Origin of the sequence: Faecalibacterium sp. OF04-11AC (genome assembly GCF_003460645.1) — a bacterium.
Taxonomy (GTDB): Bacteria; Bacillota; Clostridia; order Oscillospirales; family Ruminococcaceae; genus Faecalibacterium; species Faecalibacterium prausnitzii_I.
In genome coordinates, this window is the sequence record NZ_QTVP01000023.1 from 23,844 (window position 1) to 41,076 (window position 17,233).

At 57.1% G+C, this 17,233-nt stretch carries 22 protein-coding genes and 1 tRNA gene; 8 read left to right on the forward strand and 15 right to left on the reverse strand.

All coding sequences use genetic code 11. The annotated features are described in order from the left end of the window. Positions 1 to 214: 214 nt before the first annotated feature. Positions 215 to 877 (forward strand): CAP domain-containing protein, encoded by a 663-nt coding sequence (locus DXA70_RS10395; protein ID WP_128118432.1) that lies wholly within the window; start codon positions 215 to 217, stop codon positions 875 to 877. 396 nt (positions 878 to 1,273) lie between these two features. On the opposite strand, the gene DXA70_RS10400 is transcribed toward DXA70_RS10395, so the two are convergent. Continuing rightward, positions 1,274 to 1,350, reverse strand: a tRNA-Val gene (locus tag DXA70_RS10400). 271 nt (positions 1,351 to 1,621) lie between these two features. On the opposite strand from DXA70_RS10400, the gene DXA70_RS13655 reads away from it, so the two are divergent. Continuing rightward, positions 1,622 to 1,792 carry a hypothetical protein gene (locus DXA70_RS13655; RefSeq protein ID WP_158565160.1) on the forward strand — a complete coding sequence of 57 codons (171 nt, stop codon included), beginning with the start codon at positions 1,622 to 1,624 and terminating at the stop codon, positions 1,790 to 1,792. Between the two features lie 74 nt (positions 1,793 to 1,866). Here the strand turns inward: DXA70_RS13655 and DXA70_RS10405 are convergent, their stop codons facing one another. Together DXA70_RS10405 and DXA70_RS10410 are read right to left on the reverse strand one after the other, a co-directional pair. Further along, entirely contained in the window at positions 1,867 to 2,406 is a 540-nt protein-coding gene (locus tag DXA70_RS10405) for a hypothetical protein (protein ID WP_128118433.1), read from the reverse strand. A 17-nt stretch (positions 2,407 to 2,423) separates the two neighbouring features. Continuing rightward, positions 2,424 to 2,525: a twin-arginine translocation signal domain-containing protein gene (locus DXA70_RS10410; protein ID WP_128118434.1), complete on the reverse strand. Its 102-nt coding sequence runs from the start codon at positions 2,523 to 2,525 to the stop codon at positions 2,424 to 2,426. 199 nt (positions 2,526 to 2,724) lie between these two features. Here DXA70_RS10410 and DXA70_RS10415 point away from each other — a divergent pair, with 199 nt between their 5' ends. Further along, complete coding sequence (locus tag DXA70_RS10415) at positions 2,725 to 3,063, forward strand: helix-turn-helix transcriptional regulator (RefSeq protein ID WP_158565161.1); 339 nt, start codon at positions 2,725 to 2,727, stop codon at positions 3,061 to 3,063. A gap of 143 nt (positions 3,064 to 3,206) precedes the next feature. On the opposite strand, the gene ugpC is transcribed toward DXA70_RS10415, so the two are convergent. Beyond that, the gene (ugpC, locus tag DXA70_RS10420) at positions 3,207 to 4,322 is read right to left on the reverse strand and encodes a sn-glycerol-3-phosphate ABC transporter ATP-binding protein UgpC (RefSeq protein WP_112115949.1); all 1,116 of its coding nucleotides are present in this window, start codon (positions 4,320 to 4,322) and stop codon (positions 3,207 to 3,209) included. A gap of 126 nt (positions 4,323 to 4,448) precedes the next feature. Between ugpC and DXA70_RS14585 the strand changes: the two genes are divergently transcribed. Together DXA70_RS14585 and DXA70_RS10425 are read left to right on the forward strand one after the other, a co-directional pair. Further along, a complete protein-coding gene (locus tag DXA70_RS14585; RefSeq protein ID WP_243001309.1) occupies positions 4,449 to 4,616 on the forward strand; it encodes a hypothetical protein in 168 nt (55 codons plus the stop codon). A gap of 53 nt (positions 4,617 to 4,669) precedes the next feature. After that, positions 4,670 to 5,299 carry an AraC family transcriptional regulator gene (locus DXA70_RS10425; protein WP_243001310.1) on the forward strand — a complete coding sequence of 210 codons (630 nt, stop codon included), beginning with the start codon at positions 4,670 to 4,672 and terminating at the stop codon, positions 5,297 to 5,299. Position 5,300: 1 nt separating this feature from the next. Here DXA70_RS10425 and DXA70_RS13660 read toward each other — a convergent pair whose 3' ends face one another. From DXA70_RS13660 to DXA70_RS15505, 3 genes are read right to left on the reverse strand one after another with little or no spacing between them, the layout of a single operon-like run. After that, on the reverse strand, positions 5,301 to 5,450 hold the full coding sequence (locus DXA70_RS13660) for a hypothetical protein (RefSeq protein ID WP_158565162.1): 150 nt from the start codon (positions 5,448 to 5,450) through the stop codon (positions 5,301 to 5,303). A gap of 46 nt (positions 5,451 to 5,496) precedes the next feature. After that, complete coding sequence (locus tag DXA70_RS15500) at positions 5,497 to 6,156, reverse strand: MATE family efflux transporter (RefSeq protein WP_347553546.1); 660 nt, start codon at positions 6,154 to 6,156, stop codon at positions 5,497 to 5,499. After that, a complete protein-coding gene (locus tag DXA70_RS15505; protein ID WP_347553547.1) occupies positions 6,069 to 6,794 on the reverse strand; it encodes an MATE family efflux transporter in 726 nt (241 codons plus the stop codon). The genes DXA70_RS15500 and DXA70_RS15505 overlap by 88 nt, the downstream gene beginning before the upstream one ends. A 284-nt stretch (positions 6,795 to 7,078) precedes the next feature. On the opposite strand from DXA70_RS15505, the gene DXA70_RS10435 reads away from it, so the two are divergent. Continuing rightward, positions 7,079 to 7,921: a PfkB family carbohydrate kinase gene (locus DXA70_RS10435; RefSeq protein WP_158565163.1), complete on the forward strand. Its 843-nt coding sequence runs from the start codon at positions 7,079 to 7,081 to the stop codon at positions 7,919 to 7,921. A gap of 81 nt (positions 7,922 to 8,002) precedes the next feature. Here DXA70_RS10435 and DXA70_RS10440 read toward each other — a convergent pair whose 3' ends face one another. From DXA70_RS10440 to DXA70_RS10465, 6 genes are all read right to left on the reverse strand, one after another. Further along, positions 8,003 to 9,343, reverse strand: a complete 1,341-nt coding sequence (locus DXA70_RS10440) for a TRAP transporter large permease (RefSeq protein WP_128118436.1) — start codon at positions 9,341 to 9,343, stop codon at positions 8,003 to 8,005. Position 9,344: 1 nt separating this feature from the next. Continuing rightward, positions 9,345 to 9,866 carry a TRAP transporter small permease gene (locus DXA70_RS10445; protein ID WP_022256128.1) on the reverse strand — a complete coding sequence of 174 codons (522 nt, stop codon included), beginning with the start codon at positions 9,864 to 9,866 and terminating at the stop codon, positions 9,345 to 9,347. 103 nt (positions 9,867 to 9,969) lie between these two features. Continuing rightward, positions 9,970 to 11,061, reverse strand: coding sequence for a TRAP transporter substrate-binding protein (locus tag DXA70_RS10450; protein WP_128118437.1), 1,092 nt, complete (start codon positions 11,059 to 11,061; stop codon positions 9,970 to 9,972). Positions 11,062 to 11,341: 280 nt separating this feature from the next. Further along, positions 11,342 to 12,367: a TRAP transporter substrate-binding protein gene (locus DXA70_RS10455; RefSeq protein WP_128118438.1), complete on the reverse strand. Its 1,026-nt coding sequence runs from the start codon at positions 12,365 to 12,367 to the stop codon at positions 11,342 to 11,344. Beyond that, positions 12,364 to 13,209 (reverse strand): helix-turn-helix domain-containing protein, encoded by an 846-nt coding sequence (locus DXA70_RS10460; protein ID WP_112149198.1) that lies wholly within the window; start codon positions 13,207 to 13,209, stop codon positions 12,364 to 12,366. The genes DXA70_RS10455 and DXA70_RS10460 overlap by 4 nt, the downstream gene beginning before the upstream one ends. Continuing rightward, positions 13,187 to 14,608: a sensor histidine kinase gene (locus DXA70_RS10465; RefSeq protein ID WP_243001311.1), complete on the reverse strand. Its 1,422-nt coding sequence runs from the start codon at positions 14,606 to 14,608 to the stop codon at positions 13,187 to 13,189. Before DXA70_RS10465 ends, DXA70_RS10460 begins: the two co-directional genes overlap by 23 nt. Positions 14,609 to 14,848: 240 nt before the next feature. Between DXA70_RS10465 and DXA70_RS10470 the strand changes: the two genes are divergently transcribed. Further along, positions 14,849 to 15,385, forward strand: a complete 537-nt coding sequence (locus DXA70_RS10470) for a YcxB family protein (RefSeq protein WP_112115957.1) — start codon at positions 14,849 to 14,851, stop codon at positions 15,383 to 15,385. Between the two features lie 450 nt (positions 15,386 to 15,835). On the opposite strand, the gene DXA70_RS10475 is transcribed toward DXA70_RS10470, so the two are convergent. Then, positions 15,836 to 16,051, reverse strand: coding sequence for a hypothetical protein (locus tag DXA70_RS10475; RefSeq protein WP_243001312.1), 216 nt, complete (start codon positions 16,049 to 16,051; stop codon positions 15,836 to 15,838). A 114-nt stretch (positions 16,052 to 16,165) separates the two neighbouring features. Next, the gene (locus DXA70_RS10480; protein WP_128118439.1) at positions 16,166 to 16,498 is read right to left on the reverse strand and encodes a helix-turn-helix domain-containing protein; all 333 of its coding nucleotides are present in this window, start codon (positions 16,496 to 16,498) and stop codon (positions 16,166 to 16,168) included. Between the two features lie 142 nt (positions 16,499 to 16,640). Here DXA70_RS10480 and DXA70_RS10485 point away from each other — a divergent pair, with 142 nt between their 5' ends. Further along, positions 16,641 to 16,994: a cupin domain-containing protein gene (locus DXA70_RS10485; RefSeq protein WP_128118440.1), complete on the forward strand. Its 354-nt coding sequence runs from the start codon at positions 16,641 to 16,643 to the stop codon at positions 16,992 to 16,994. Positions 16,995 to 17,233 lie beyond the last annotated feature (239 nt).

A 17,233-nucleotide genomic window follows, 5' to 3' on the forward strand; every position in this document is an offset into this window, starting at 1 on the left:
CTTTTTGAAATAGTATTACTTTTGTGTTTTCTTTCGTTCCGCTCTTTCCCCGAGGTACTTTGACTTTCTCGCGCGGGTCCTCGCAAAAAAGCAATTGACAGCCCGCCCGGAATCCGGTACACTGAGAACAGAATAGCGTCGTTTTGTGTCAAAGATAGCGTCGTTTTGTGTCAAAGCCGCCCCGTTCCCGTCTTGATCAAGGAGTGTGCCGCTTATGAAGTCCCGCTCGTTTGTTCTGCAAGCCTGTGCCGTGGGTGTTGTCACGGCCGCCCTCCTTCTGACCGCCTGCGGCGGCCTGGGCGGCGGGTATTCTTACCCGTATTATCCGCCGTACCAGCCCTCCCACTCTTCCGGCAGTGCTTCAGACAGCAGCGGCAGTTCCAGCAGCACGCCCGAGAGCTCCAGCTCGGAAAGCAGTTCTGAGGAGCCCAGCTCCCCGGCATCTTCGGAGCCGCCCGCGCCCTCGGAACCGGAGCTGACACCGGAACAGCGGCTGGCCCTCTACCGGAGCGAGGTACTGCAATTGCTCAACACCGGGCGCACCATTCCATTTTCCGCACCGGCTTCCACCCTGTCCGACGCCGCGCAAACCCGTGCAGAGGAGCTGCAGCAGACGGGCAGGCTCTCCCACAAACGCCCCAATGGCAAAGATTACACTTCTCTCCTGCCCGGGAGCAATCTTCCCGGCTTTGTTTCCAAGGAATTATACGCATCCGGCCAGTCCACCCCTGCCGAGTTCGTTTCACACTTGAAGACCTGCCGCAGCGGTGTTGACTGGGAAACGATCCTCGATACGCAGTACACACAGATCGGCATCGGCTACGCCGTGGATGCCGACGGCGTGCCCTATTGGGAGCTGCTGCTCCTCAATGGCTGATAAGCGCAAAAACTCCCCTCTGCTTCCTGCGAGAAGATTTGATATGCTCCCCCTAGAGTAGACAGAGTAAAAACAAAACTCTGAATACTCTGGGGGTATTTTCATATCAAAAAAGAACCAATCACTATCCCTACAAACAAAAAACAAACAAAAAAGCCGCTTACCCTTTCAGGTAAACGGCCTTACGTTTGGTGAAAAGGCACTCTGGCAAGCACTGTGTCCCCGGTAGACATTCCTACTGGTCTAGGACCCGCGGGCTAAGCAACAGCCCACTGGGCTGATTGCTTACGGTGCTTCGCACCGCCGCCCTGTTCGAGTCCCTAATTCTCCACGCACAGACTTACGAACGAGAATACAACAAAAAAGAGCCACCAACCAAAGTTGGTGACTCACGTTTGGTGGAGAATTAGGGACTCGAACCCCAGACCCCCTGCGTGTGATGCAGGTGCTCTAACCAGCTGAGCTAATCCTCCGAATCGGAACGTGATTATTATAGCATGAGCCATGCCAAATTGCAAGCCCTAATTTGTAATTTTTCCAAGTTTTTTTGTTTATAAAGCAAAACGCACTAAGCCACGCACTTTCTTTTTCGTTCTTTCCGGGAACGGCGCGCTTTTCCGGTGGATAACTTTGGGCAGATATGGTATACTTAGGGCAGTCTAACAGCAAAGAAATCTTTACCGGCGGTGGGCGTCTTTATGCCGCTGGTTTTAATAGCTCTGTTTTTGAAAGGATGTGCCGAGAATGGACCAGTTTATCGGCCAACTGCAGCAGAAAATGCAGGAGTTCAGGATCGGTGTGCTCCGCGTTGAGGATGTGGACGAAGCCAGCGGCAAGATCATCCTCACCGTCTCGGAGGCCGATGCCGCCATGTACCAGCAGAAAAAAATGCATCAGGGCAGCACTGCGTTTTGACTCAGACAACAAAAACCTCTCCCCGTTTCCTGTTGATTTTACAGGAACATCGGGAGAGGTTTTTCTGTTATTTCTCAGCGGGAAGCCGATGCTTCTCTGTCAACGGAACTCGGGGATTCCATTACGCCAACCTCCGATGCGGCCGTGGACGACGAAGCTGACTCTGCCGTCGTGGAACTGCTGCTCACTGCACTACTGGCCGAACCGCTGCCACCACCGCCAGGTTCATGCGAGGGTAAATCTTTTCCATAACTGAGATAGCACTGGTGCACCCCCTGATACAGGATATCCAGCGTTGTCTCATTGGTGGGCGCAATGGCGGAGAACCAGACTATTGCGCTCTCACCCGGCTTCAACGTTTTGGAAGAAGCAGGGTCCAGCACGGCAATGGACGTCACTGCACCTGCAGATGTTTTGGCTGTAATCGTTTTGGAGGAGCCAGCCAGTGCCCGGATCGCTTTCTCGACACCAACTTCCCTCTCTTTCTTGTCGTAGGTCTCAAAATCCAAAAGTCCATCCAGCGTGATATCCGATGCAGACAGATTTTTCACCTGAAATCCCTGGCACAGAACGTAACCATTCTGTGTTTCGGCCTGGTCATAGAAATTATCCATTGCAACAAAAGCCAGCTTTACCGGCGTCCCATTCCCACCGCCGCAGGCACCAGCAAACCGGAAGCCGTCACAACCGCCATGCCCTTTAGAAAATCCCGACGGGAAAATTCTTTTTGCATTTTTATCCCTCCACCCAAATATTTAAACTTAGAAAACGTTTTTGTCTTTTTAGCTTATCCAAGTCTAGCACACTATGCATTTTAAAACAAGCCATTTTTTGTATTTTGTATTCTTTTTAGTCCACACAATTTATATAAAGCTGGCATTTTCGTCTATACAATTAAGTATAATATAAACTGTATGGACGGAGTGAACGACATGGATTACGTTGGCATCGGAAAGCGAATCCGCGCACAGCGCTATAAACTGGATCTATCTCAGGAAGAGCTTGCTGAAATGGCAGGTATTTCACTTGTCCACATGAGTCACATCGAAACCGCCAATACAAAGCTCAGCCTCCCCGTCCTTGTGGATCTTGCCTGTGCACTGGGCGTCCGGACGGATGATTTGATTTTTGACAAAGATACCCTCGGCAAGGATGAGCTGCTGGAAGAGATCACTCTGGAGCTGGACGGCTGCTCCAAAGAGCAGCTGCTGACCCTGCGGCAGATTTTGTCCTCGTCTAAAGAAGCGATTCAGAAATATCTGGAACGGTAAAATAATCTTCCGCGGAAGACGCTGAACATTACCGATATTCGTTCCCCTCATTCTTTCACGCACAAGAAAAGCCGCCAGGCTCTCACCTGGCGGCTTTTCCTTATGATAGGAGGATCAAAAATGATCTTTTCCAAAAGTGCTGATCAGTTCAGGATGGTCTGCTCGGTCTCAATGTCGAACAGGTGGACCTTGTGCGGGTCGAATGCGACGCGGACGGTGTCTCCGTTGCGGGCCTTGGAAGTGGGAGCGACACGGGCGGTCATCTTGTTGCCCTTGTACTCCAGGTACAGGTAGATCTCAGCGCCCATCATCTCAGAGACATCGACCTGAGCATCCAGCTGGCAGTCGGTGTGCTTTGCCATAAACTCGGGCTCGTCGTCGATATCCTCGGGACGAATGCCCATCTTGATCTTCTTGCCGACGTAGGAATCCAGCTTGCCGTCCGCGGTCTTCTCCTTGGGCAGGGGGATCACGTCGCCGCCCAGGTCAATACCGTACAGATCGCCCTTCTTGATGAGGGTGCCGTCCAGGAAGTTCATCTGGGGGCTGCCGATGAAGCCTGCAACGAACATGTTGCAAGGCATATCGTACAGGTTCTGCGGGGTATCGACCTGCTGGATGATACCATCTTTCATGACGACGATGCGGTCGCCCATGGTCATAGCCTCGGTCTGGTCGTGGGTAACATAGATAAAGGTGGTAGCCAGTTTCTTGTGCAGCTTGATGATCTCGGTGCGCATGGAAGTACGCAGCTTTGCATCCAGGTTGGACAGGGGCTCGTCCAGCAGGAAGACAGCCGGGTTACGAACCATTGCACGGCCCAGAGCAACACGCTGGCGCTGGCCGCCGGACAGAGCCTTGGGCTTGCGGTCCAGCAGGTGCTCGATCTCCAGGATCTTGGCAGCCTCGTGGACGCGGCGGTCGATCTCGTCTTTCGGGGTCTTGCGCAGCTCCAGACCGAATGCGATGTTCTTGTAAACGGTCATGTGGGGGTACAGAGCGTAGCTCTGGAAGACCATGGCGATATCGCGGTCTTTCGGGGGGACGTCGTTGATCAGACGGCCGCCGATGTACATTTCGCCCTTGGAGATCTCCTCCAGGCCGGCGATCATACGCAGGGTGGTGGACTTGCCGCAGCCAGAGGGGCCGACGAAGATGATGAATTCCTTATCCTGGATCTCCAGGTTGAAGTCGGTGACAGAGGGAGCCGTAGCGCCCGGATAGATCTTGTAGATATGCTGGCAGCTGATCGAAGCCATAAGTCATTTGCCTCCATTTATTCTTCAGGTTCGCCCGCACTTGACGGCAGGCGGTTTCGTTGTTATTATAATAGCAGATTATTTTGTGATATAAAATAGCATTTTATTGATTTGAGGTGTCAGATATTGATTTTCGATTGGAGCGCCACCGCCGCCCTTGCCGCCGTGCAGAATACCCAGCCGGAAGCCCCTCTCACCCTGAGCGGTGAGGGGCTCTGGGTCTGTCTGGTCTCCAGCGGCACCTGCACCGCTTCCCTCGATGATATCGGCCCCAGCCCGGCGGGCAGTGCCTGATCCTGCCGCCCCAGAACGCCCCCGCCGGGCACCTCATCCTGAGCCGTTCGCCCTTGACCCTGACCCCTGCCGGGGCCTGTCACCTGCTCTGCTTACAACTCACCGGGCAGGCGGCGTTGCAGTTTCTGGCCGGGCTGCCGGAGCTGCCGTTCCTCGCCCGGGGCGAGACCTGCCCGGCCGCTGCCGAGCTGATGGGCCAGCTTGCCGCCGAGACAGACGACACGCCCCACAGCCGGGCCCGCAGCCAACTGGCCTTTGCCCTGCTCTGTGAGCTTTCCGGGGCCGACAGCGCCGCCCCCGCCCTGCCCCCGCTGGTGCAGGAGGCCATGGAGGACATCCGGGCAAACTATGCCGGCCTTTACGGCGTGGAAGAACTCAGTGAGCGGCTGGGTGTCTCCAAAAGCCATCTGGTACGGATGTTCACCGCCGCGCTGGGGATACCGCCGGGCCGCTACCTGACCAAGGTACGGGTGGAAGCCGCCATGCGCCTGCTCCTCCACCGGGAGTATACACTGGACGTGATTGCCAGCCTCTGCGGCTTTTCCGGGGCCAACTACCTCTGCCGGGTGTTCAAAAAAGAAACCGGCCACTCCCCCGCGCAGTGGCGGGCTATGGCCGGTCAGTCCCTCCGCCCCGGCCTCTCCCCAGAGGAGAGCCAGCGCGAGCAGGAGCTCTACATTTAAATCAATTCTTTCTCAGCGGGTCTGCGGTTTCGCGGGCCCGTTTCTTTGCGGTGTACATCTTGTCATCCGCCTCTTTCACGGCGTCGTTGATATTTTTAAGAGCCGTGTCAAACTCCGTGCAGCCGACGGACACCCGGGGCAGGATGGGCATTCCGGCACGGAAGTGCCGTAAAATCCCTATAAAGTGGACAAAGAACTCAGTCCGCCGCCCGTTTTCCCCGCAGCAGGAACAGCGTCAGCGCCACAGTCATGGCCTCCGAAGCCGGGAACGCCGCCCAGACGCCGTTCATCCCAAACAGTGCACTCAACACCAGCGAGCAGGCGACGATGGCTACCACACCCCGGCTGATGGAGGTGATGGAAGCCTCCGTCGGGCGGTTAACGGCGCTCAGGTAACCGGAGGACACAATATTAAAACCGGCAAACAGGTAGCCGATAAAATAGATGCGCATTCCGGTAAAAGCATACCGGGCCATCAGGGCGGAGTTTTCGCTGTTGAAGATGGCCACCAGCGCATCCGTAAAGCCGAACACGACCAGATACAGAGCCGCTGCCAGCGCCAGCGCCGTGCCGCTGCCCAGGCCCAGCAGCTTCCTGACACCAGCCCGGTCTCGCTTGCCGTAGCACTGGCTCACCAGCGGCTGCGCGCCCTGGGAGACGCCGTTGAAGATGGCCGTTGCCACCAGTGCAAAGTTTGCCACCACGCCATAGGCTGCCACAGCCACATTGCCTGCCAGCCGCAGGAGCAGCAGGTTGAAGACCGTCGTGGTCACGGCAGAGGACATCTCACCCACAAAGCCGGAGACGCCCAGCTGGCAGCTCTGGAGCAGCAGCCGCGCCGAAGGCCGCTGGCGCACGAACTGAACGCCATTGGTCGGTTTGCGGAAATGCAGGCTGCAGATGGAAATGCTGATGACGGGCGAAATGGCCGTTGCCAGCGCCGCGCCGGGCAGGCCCCAGCCATGGGGAAGATGAAGATATAGTCAAACACCACATTGAACAGGCTGCCGCTCAGGGTGGCCACCATGGCCAGCGAGGGGTCGCCGTCGTTCCGGGTAAAGGCCGAAACGATGTAGTTGCACATGAAGAACGGCGTGAACAGCAGGAAGATGCGGGTATACTGCAGGCCCAGCGCCACAATGGCTGCATCGCCGCCCATCAACCGGAGCACCGCATCCGGACAGAACGCCCCTACCAGCATAAACGGCACTGCAATCAAGATCGCGCACATCAGGCCGTTGGAGAAATAGCGGTGGGCCCGCTCATCGTTCTGCGCCTTGAGGATGGCATAGCGGGTGGCCGAGCCCAGGCCGATCATGGAGCCAAACGCAAAAATAAAATTATAAATGGGCAGGCAGAGGTTGAGCATCGCCACGCCGTCGGTGCCGGCGGCCTGCGCAATAAAATAGGTATCGGCCAGAATGTAGCAGGACGTGCCGATCAACCCGAAGATGTTCTGCGAGACATATTTAAAGTACTGCTTGGTGACGTTCATCGAATTTCCTTTCTGCGTGATAATAAAAAGAGAACGCCAGATGCCCCCTCCGCTCAAAGGCCTACGGAGGGAACACACCGCGTTCTTTTGCTTTCCACACGCCGCCTCTCCCCGGCTGTAGCCGCAGCGGTTCAAATCCGGGGTATTCTATCACAGTTTTTGTCGTTTTGTCAAGCAGTTTTCCGGATTTTATCGGATGGGTTTACACAAACACCCCGATGGGTGTATACTGTTTCTCGATTTGTTTTTCAAAAAACCGGGAACGACCAGAAAGGAGGAGTCCCATGTTCCAAAAGCACACCATCTACTGCCTGGGTGAGGTTTTGCTGGCACTGGACGCAGATGCCCCACTGGCTCACGCGGAAAGCTTTCGGCCTCGCCTCGGCGGGGATGCCGCCGTGCTGGCGCAGGCCTGTGCCGCGCAGGGCGGGTGCGCCTCTCTTCTGGCCCAGCTGGGAGAGGACCCATTCGGACACCGGGCCGCCTCCACGCTCGCCGCCGCGGGCGTGGATACCACACACGCGTCCTTTTCCCGCACACTGCCCACCGCTTTGCTGTTTGAGGCCGGCGGCGAGGCGCACTCTTACCGCGCGCGCACCGCCGGGCTGCAGTTTGCCCCGGAGCAGCTGGAGCCGGGGCTCTTCCAGCCCGGGGACGCCCTGCTCTTTGCCTCCTCCGGCCTATGCGACAGCCCGCTGCGGTACACCCATTTAGCAGCCCTCACCGCCGCCCGGGATGCCGGGGTTCTGACCTGCTTCGCGCCCTGCCTGGAGCCTGCCCTCTGGCCCCAGCCGGAAGGGGAAGCGGCCTCGCGGGAGGTCACGCGGCAGCTGCTCCCCCAGGCAGACATTGCCATTCTCACCACGGAAGAGCTGGAATTTTTGTTCGGCACGGCGGAGATGCGGGTGGCGCTTTTCCCTCTCCTGCGGGGGCACACCCAGCTGGTGCTTTTGGCCCGCGCCGAGGGCATCCACGCCTTTACCCGCACGAACCATGCGTTCTGGCCGGGGCTCTCCCTCCCTGCCCCGCGGCTGGCCGCCAAGGCGCTCTGTTGTTTGCTGCAAAAAAACAGCACGCCGGAAAAACTGCCCCGCCTCACCACCAGGCAGTTACAAACGATCTTATAAGAAACGCACAAAGCCCCCGCCGACCGGCGGGGGCTTTGCTTCGCAAGGTTTCCAATTAGGAGAAGATTGTGGGTTGTTTGGTTAGTGGATGAACACCGGACCCAGCGGGTTGGTGATGGGGCTGACGTAGCCGCCCAGCAGCTTGGGGATCGCCAGGCTGATGTCAGGCACAAAGGTCAGCAGCAGCAGTGCAATGAACATGCACAGATAGAACGGCAGGGTTGCCTTGACGACTTTCTCCATGGGGCGCTTTGCCACGGCAGAGCCGATGAACAGAACCGCGCCGACAGGGGGAGTCAGCAGACCGATGCCGCAGTTCAGGACCACGATGATACCGAACTGGATGGGGTCGATGCCGATGGACTGTGCAATGGGCAGCAGGATGGGGGTAGCGATCAGGATGATGGGAGCCATATCCATGATGCAGCCCAGCACCAGGATGATCAGGTCGATCAGCAGTGCGATGATGTAGGGGTTTTCGGTCACGCTGGTGATGGCATTGGCAGCCAGATCCGGCACATGCAGCATGGTCAGGCAGTTGCCGAAGACAGCGGAGGTAGCGATCAAGATCAGGACGATGGACAGGGTATTGACGCACTCGTCCAGAGCGTGCCAGACGCCTTTCCAATCCAGGCCCTTGTAGATAAACACGGACACGAACAGGGAGTAGATAACGGCGATAGCCGCGGACTCGGTTGCAGTGAACACGCCGCCGACCACGCCGAACACGACGATCACAACGGCTGCCAGTGCCCAGATGGAGGTGCCCAGCTGTTTGATAAAGCCCTTGATGCTGAACGGAGAGCCCTTGGGGTAATTCTCCTTAACAGAGATGATGTAGGAGCCGATCATCAGGACGATGGCCAGCAGAGCGCCGGGCAAGTAGCCAGCCAGGAACAGGCTGCCCACGGAAATGCCGCCGGCAGTGGTGGCGTAGATGACCATGTTGTGGCTCGGGGGAACCAGCAGGCCCTCGCAGGAGGAAGTAATGGTAACAGCGGTGGAGAAGTCGGCATCGTAGCCCTGATCGACCATCATGGGGATCATGATGGAGCCGATGGAAGCGGTATCAGCCGAAGCGGAACCGGAAATACCGCCGAAGAAGTAGGAAGCCACGATGTTGACCATAGCCATGCCGCCGCGCATCCAGCCGACGCAGGCATCCGCCAGCGCGATCAGCTTTTCGGAGATGCCGCCGGAGCCCATGAGCACGCCCATGGTGATGAAGAACGGCACAGCCATCAGGCTGAACGAGGAAATGCCTTTGACCATCAGGCGGCAGACATCCGTCAGGGCCTGGCCCTGCACCATCATACAGAACACGCTGGACAGACCAACGGCATAAGCGATGGGGAAACGCAGGAAGATCATTACAAAGAAGCTGACAAGAAGGACAATGATTGCCAGTGTCTGGGCTGTCATATTACACTTCCTCCTTTACAAAAATGCTCTTGATGTGGTTGTAGATGGCCTCGATTTCAAAGATGATCATCGCCACACCGGCCAGAGGCACGGGGAAATACATCCAGAAACGGCTCAGCCAGGGCATGGAGACATAGAAGCCGCGGCCGCCCAGGGTGGTGGCGTAGTTCCAGCCCACCACCAGCATAATGATGCCCAGGACACAGACAGCCAGATCGGCCAGAATGTCCAGCACCTTGACCACCATCTTGGGCAGGTAGACGTCAAACGCGGTCATACGGATGTGCGCGCCGCGGCGGATGGCCAGAGCCGCGCTCAGAACGGCCATATAGCTCATGCAGGTCAGCACGACCTCCTCGGACCAGGCGGGGTCCGGGATGAACGGAACGTAACGACCAATGACCGACATGGTGGTAATGATGATATCCGCGATCAGCAGCAGCTTGCAGATAAACAGAACCACTTTGTAGGTGATGTCGTACGCCGGTTTGATCTTATCCAATGTGGTAAAGATTTTCGGCATAGTCTTTCCTCCATATAAAAACCCGGCAGGTCCGCGGGCGTATTCCCGTAGTCCCCCGCCGGGCTTATGTACGATTTCAGAACAAGAGGCTTACTTTACAAGCTTAGCCTTTCATGTCCAGCAGCTTCTGATACAGCTCCGCCTGGTCAGAGGTGTTCTCGCTGATGACCTTAGCGCAGGCCTCCTGCCAGGGTGCCTTATCGGGCACATCCACAACATTGCAGCCGGAAGCTTTCAGCTCGTCCAGAACCTTGTTCTCAGCGGTCTCAGACAGCTCCGCGTTGAATGCCTGGGTATCCGCACCGGCCTCCATGATGGCCGCCTGCTGGTTCTCGGTCAGCTTGCCCCAAGCGTTGTCGGTGATGACAGCCTGGATAGCACCCAGGGTGTGGCCGTCGAGGATCAGGTTGTTTGCAACCTCGGGGAACGCGTTGGACTTGTAGTTTGCGATGGGCTGCTCAGCGCCATCCACAACGCCGGTCTGCAGCGCGCTGTACAGCTCACCGAACGAAACGACGGTGGGGTTCGCGCCCAGGCTCTCGACCATGCCGTTCATGACGGGGTCGTTGGACACGCGCAGCTTCAGGCCCTTGAAGTCCTCAATGCCAGCCACGGGCTTGACCGTGAAGAAGTGACGGAAGCCCTCCTCGCCGTAGAAGATACCACGGACGGGCAGGCCCAGCTCCTGGGGCTCGTTCAGGAACTCAGGTGCCAGATCGCTGTTGGCAAAGTTCCAGAAATGCGCGCGGTTCTCAAAGGTAAAGGGGATGGACAGCAGCTTGGACTTGTTGCAGCCGTAGCTGGTCAGTGCGAAAGCGGAGATACGGCTCATATCAATGGAAGTGGAGCCGCCCAGGATCGCGTCCAGAACGTCGTTCTCAGAGCCCAGAACACCGGAAGCCTGCACGTCGATGACGACGGAACCGCCAGTCAGTTCCTCGACCTTCTCCTTGAAGTGGGTAGCGGTCTGGCCAACGATGGTGTCCAGCGGGTTGACTTCAGCGTAGACCAGAGTCACCTTGGGATCGCTTGCAGCGGCGGCTGCATCACCAGCGGCAGCGGAAGCAGCGGTGGAAGCAGCCGGAGCAGTGGAAGCAGCGGTGCTGTTGGAAGAACCGCCACATGCGGTCAGTGCCAGAGCCGCGGCGGAAACGCCAGCAGCGGCCAGGAAGCTACGACGAGAAATCTTCTTCATAATAAGTTGTCCTCCTAAGTATTTCCTTCTATTCCGGCGGTGCACACTGCACGGGTGGCGCGCCGCCGTTCATTCACTGTTCACACTTTAGCAAATTTTCTAAGCCGAAACAAGGGCTTCTGAAAAATGTCCTGTTTTTCCAAAGAATGTGAAAATTTCTTTTGTACAACATGTCCAAGTTCTTGTCTTTCAGTTAAGCACAGTGCACAATCGCATGTATCCCAGCAGCCAAAAAGCTCCCTTTGAGAGGGAGCTTTTTGGGAACGCGGGACGGGTGGAGTCACGCTTCCTGTATTTGCCGGATGAGCTCTGCCTGTTCGGCAAACCGCTCATACATCGGGCGGACCGCCGCCCGGAATTTCTGCATCTCGGCCTCGGAAAGGGTGGTCACTTCCACACCCCAGGCCCTCATATCTTCTTCGGCCTGAGCTTCCCGCTCGGCCCAGAGGCGCCGCTCCACATTGGCGCTGTCCCGGGCGCAGCCCCGGACGATGCCCGGGAACGAGCTGTCCAGCCCGGCCAGCTTTTCCAGCGCGGCCCGGCTGGCGATCTGAATCTCCGGCACACGGGTATGCTCATTTTTCAAAAAGTAGGGTGCTACCTCATAGTGGCCCATGGCCTCGTAACTGGGCCAGTTGTTCTCTGCCCCGTCGATGCGGCCATTGTGCAGGGCCGCGTACACCTGGCTGTAGACCACCTGCACCGGCACCGCGCCCATATCCGACACCATCTCACTCATCATGTCCGATTCCTGCACCCGGATGACCTTGCCCTGCAGATCGACCAGTGTCGCGGCCTTTTCCCGGGTGTAAAAGCTGCGGACACCGGCATCGAACCACGAAAGCCCCACCAGGTCCACATTTTCCAGCGTGGAGAGGAACCCATCCCCGATGTTACCGTCCAGCACCCGCCACATCTGCTTGGCATCCTCGTAAAGGTAAGGCAGCTGCAGCACGCTCAGGTTCTCCAGCTGACCGGCCAGCTGGCTGAGGGAGACACGGGCAAAATCAATGCCGCCAAACTGCATCTGCTCAATGACGCTCAGCTCTCCCCCCAGCTCTCCGCCGCTGTACACCACCACTTTTACCCGGCCATCCGTCCGCTGGGCCACCATCTCGGCAAAGGCCAGCGCAGCCTTGGTGGTGGGGTAATCCTCCGGCTGGTTCTCCGCATAGCGGAGGATGAGCTCCGGCTGCGGCTCTGCCGCCGTGGGCTCCGGTGCCGTGCAGCCGGTCAGGGCCCCCAGTGCCGCACAGGCCGTGCCCACCAGCAGGCTGCGGCGGGAGATGCTTGTTTCCCGCTTCATAAATGGGCCTCCGCAGACTTTTTGCCCGCCTGCCGCCGGTACTGGGTGGGAGTCATTCCGGTGCGCTTTTTAAAGGCCCGGGCAAAATAGCTGGCGTCCTCGTAGCCTACCATGGAGGCCACCTCCGCCGAGGAACGGAACGGATCGGCCAGCAGCTCCTTGGCCGCGTTGATCCGCAGCTCCGTCAGGCAGTCCAAGAAGTTCATCTTTTGGTATTTTTTGAATTGGGCCGAGAGGTACGCCGGACTGATGTGCAAAATTTCGCCCACGCTGTCCAGTGAGAGATCGAACATATAGTTATCTTCGAGATACCGCCGCACCTGCGTCATGACCATAGCGGTCTGGCTGTTTTCGCCCTCAGGAGACTCTGCCTCCGGAGCGCCTTCTTCCGGGTTTTCCGGGACTTCAGGCGTTTCCGGCTCCGGGGACAGCTCGGTCGTTCGGGCCAGTTCTTCCAGCTTCCGCTCTGCCTCGATCTGCCGCATGGCCCGCCGGATGGAGGCTTCCAGCTCGTCGGGGTCCACAGGCTTAAGGAGGTAATCGCAGGCTCCCAGATGCACGGCCTCGTGGGCGTACTGGAACAGACTGTAGGCCGTGACAAAGATGACCCGGCAGGCAGGCCGCTGGGCCAGCACGGCCCGGGCCGCGTCCAGCCCACTCATGCCCGGCATCTCAATGTCCATCAGGATGAGGTCGGCTCCCCAGAGCACAGCCGTGTCCGCTGCCTTGCGGCCGTTCTCCGCCAGCTCCAGCACCACCTCATGCTCAAAGCGGCGGCTCACCATATCGGCCAGCGCTTCCCGCTCCAGCTTCTCGTCGTCAGCAATCAACAGTCGGATCATCGTCCAAGTCCTCCTCTTCCGGCTCAATCAGGGGCAGGTACAGCCGGATGGCCGTGCCCCGCCCGGGGTGCGAGCAGATCTCCAGATGGCTGCGCTCGTCCAGCAGCCGCAGCCGGGCCGCGACATTGTACACCCCAATATGTTCCCAGCGCTCCCCGGGCTTTGCCAGCGCGTTTTTCAGTTGTTCCAGCCGGGCCCGCTCAATGCCCACGCCGTTGTCACACACGCTGATGTAAAGCAGCCCTTTCTCCCGCAAAGGATTGACCCGGATACGGACCACGCCGCCCTCCTCCTTGGGGGAGATGCCGTGCTTGAACGCGTTTTCCACAATGGGCTGCAAAATAAACGAGGGTACCATGGTCTCCGTCAGGTCCAGCGAATCCGAGATGCGCCATTCCATCCGGATGCGGTCGCCAAATCGGACATGGTAGATCGAGTAATATTCATCCACGATCCGCACCTCCCGGGAGAGGGGCACCTGCTCGTCGTTGCTCATGAGGCTGTACCGCAGCAGATGGGCCAGTGCCGTGATGAGGGCCTGGGTGCGGTAGGCCTTTTCTGTGCCTGCCGTCTGCAAAATGACGTTGAGGGTGTTGAAAAGGAAATGCGGGTCGATCTGGCTGCGCAGCTGCTGCAGGCGGCTCCGCTCCATCCGGTTCTGCATCTCGAGTGCTTCGGTCTTCTGGCGGTGGAGCTCCCGCTCGATCTCATTTTTCTCCCGCAGGGTATTCACCTGCTCGGCCATGGAGTGTTTCATCCGGTTGAATGCATCGGCCAGCTGGCCCATCTCATCCTGCCGGGGCACCGGCACATCCGGCGTGTCGTAGCTGCCCTGGCTGATGTCTCTGGAGGCGCCGATCATCTGCTGCACCGGGGTCAGCAGATGCATGACCTCCCGGGCCATCAGGCTGCCCAGCGCCAGGCAGAGCGCCACCACGATGGTCTGCGCCCACTTGACCCGGTCGCTCAGGGCCGAAACGGTGGTATAGTCCCCCTGCCCGTCGGTGATGGCCTTGTTGAGCAGCTGCTGGGTATACTGGCGCAGATACCCGCCGCAGGGCGAGACTTTGTCATAATAGAGCTGGGCAGCGGCCGCGTCGCGCCCCATACTGACCTCTTCTTCCAGTTGGTCCAGCAGCTCCTTATAGCTGTCGTAGGTGGTGCAGACGGCGCTGTAAAGCAGATACTGCTCCTCGCTCACGGTACCAAGGTCGCCCTCGATCCGCCAGAGCCAGGCACTCATCACCGAACTGGAGGAATGCAGCTGATCCAGCAGCTCCCCCGCGTCGCCATACTCCCAGCGGTAACTTTCCAGCGCGTTCAGGCTCTGCTGCACGCCGTTCTGGAACCGGCTGATGGCGTTGAAGTTGCCCATCTGGTCGTCCAGTTCCCGCAGCACGGTGCCGGACTGGTAAAAGCTCAGAAAGATCTGGCCGCCAGCGCCATGAAAAGGCCGCCAGACACAGGCCGATCCGCTGTTTCAGGGTCATCTCTCGGTGCATGGCGTTTCCTCCTCTGGCCGTGGGCCATTTTTCGCTTTGAATCGCTTTATTCTACCACAGTTTATGGCAATTGCGCAAGTTTTTGCTTGCTTCTTCCCAAATAATATGTTACTATGCCTAAAAAGGAGTGTGTTTGCATGTCACAGCCCATTACCGTCTCGGTCACCATGGACGCGGCATCGTTCCGCCGTTTCCGCTGGTTCGACCTGCTTCAGCATAACCGCATCTGGAAACGTCCGCTGGTCTTTACGGCCATTCTGTTGGTCTTTGCCGGAGTCTGCCTCACCCAGCTGAACACCCGGCATGAGGCCGGACTGCTGGCCGGTGTGCTGGCCCTCGTGGCGCTGGGTCTGCCCGCCGTCTATTTCTGGAACTGTGCCCACGGCATCAAAATCTTTATCCAGAAGCTGGGCCTCGATAAAGCCGCCAAGCCGTTCTACCGGCTCCAGCTGGACGAAACCGGCCTTTCCATCTGGATGGCCGGTGAGCAGGACAAAGCTGCCCCCTCCCGCCAGTGCGACTGGCACCACATCCACCTGGCCTACCGGACAGAGAATGCCATCTACCTCTACGTCCATCAGACGCAGGCTTACTTATGGAACGACAGCCTCGACGCCGGATGGGAAGCCCTGAAAGCCCATCTTCCCGCCGACCGCCTGCGCGACCTGCGCTGACCTTTTCCCCAAAACACCAAAAGGCACGGAGCAAAACGTTCCGTGCCTTTTTTGCGCTTTGTTTCAAAAACGGGAAAACAAAAAGACAGGCAGCCACCGTGGAAAGGAGGAGAAAGCGGTGCTGCCTGTCTGTATGGTGAACTCCTAAACATTTGCGGCTGTCAGGAGGGGTTTGGTAGTCTGTCCGCCGCCTCTGGCTATTGCCTCGCATAGGTGGGGGACAGTGTTTTAAAGGGGCCGCGTTTGCGGCGATCATTCTTGCCTGCGTTTGCAGGTTTTTGGGAGGAGCTCTCTCGGAGCGGTCCTCCCTGACTGCACCCTTATTGTACCGGATAAAAATGGAGTTTCTTTGTGGGGATTTTGAACAAATTGCAAATAAAAAATAAGCTTTTTCTTTCAAATGATAAAAGGTTTGTTTGTGGTGGAGCATTGTCCACGGCAGCCGAACCTTCAAATCGTTTGCAGCACAGCGATACAGAGTTCCAGCGCTTTCCGCAAAGAACCCTTTCCCCAATCTCTCTCATCATGAGCATAAATATTCGCAAGAGAGTCGGCAGTGTAGAGAATCTGCCCGAAAGAAGCACCTCGCTTCCGGGCGCAAGCAGCCAATGCGGCACACTCCATCTCAACGGTTGTACATCCTTCTGCTCCGCGATACCGCACCATATCCTGTGTTTCCCGGAAGAACCCGTCCGTTGTCCATTCTTGAAAATTTTCTGCCCCATGGGACAGCTTCTTGTTGGGGCGTGCGGTGCCCCAAACCCTGCTTCATAATATCGATCATAACCGATCAACGACGGATTTATAGTAATTGCCAAAATCTGCAAGTGCATTGACGATTGGTAACATTTCCATTCCGAGATCAGTCAACCCATATTCTACTTTGGGAGGATTCTCATGATAATCACGGCGGTAGGCAAGTCCATCATCGATCATCTGTCTTAAGCTCTCGGTCAAAACTTTCTGCGAGATCCCGTCGATGCTTCTTTGCAACTCATTGAATCTCCATGGACGCTCTTTCAGATTGCGCAGAAGCAAGAGTTTCCATTTTCCGCCAATCAGGGATACTGCTGTTGCAACCGGACATTCCGGCAGTTCTTCTTTTGTACGCATATCAGTCACCTCTGTATAGAGTATAGCACATTCATTTTTGAGTGTACAGTTACAAAAAGGTGCGTACTTGTTTTTGAATGTGCGAGCTTTTATACTTAGCTCAGGCAATGAAAGATTGCGAATCAAAACGGAGGTGCTTACAATGGCAAGCTACACAAAAATGACAGTTGGAAAAGAGGATCGGACGGAGCTTCATGAAAAGCTCGCCCTGACTGGTGCGGAGATCAGCCTGAATACGCTTCCTGCGGGAGCAAATGTTCCGTTTGTTCACTCCCACAAGGCAAATGAGGAAATCTACGGTGTTCTTTCCGGCAAAGGCAAGGTCATTATCGATGGCGAAGAAATCAGCCTTGCAGCAGGCGACTGGCTGAAGATTTCTCCCGCGGCAAAGCGTCAGTTCTTTGCTGCAAGCAATTCTGAGATCACTTATATTTGTATTCAGGTCAAGGAGAATTCTCTCGAAAGCTATACTGCAACGGATGCTGTGATCTACTGATAAAACATATCAAAGCAAAAGGCAGGATACCACCGTCATGGTGATACCCTGCCTTTGCGATCACTATTTTATTTTGCTCTGACTTACGTTGTGCGAATGATAGAGACTTAACCGCAGTCATCCCGGTAGACATTCCTAATTCTCTAGAAACCGCAGGCTAAGCAACAGCCCACTGGCTGATTGCTTACGGCACTTCGTGCCGCCGCCCTGTTCGAGTCCTGTACCGCCCACCGAACCGC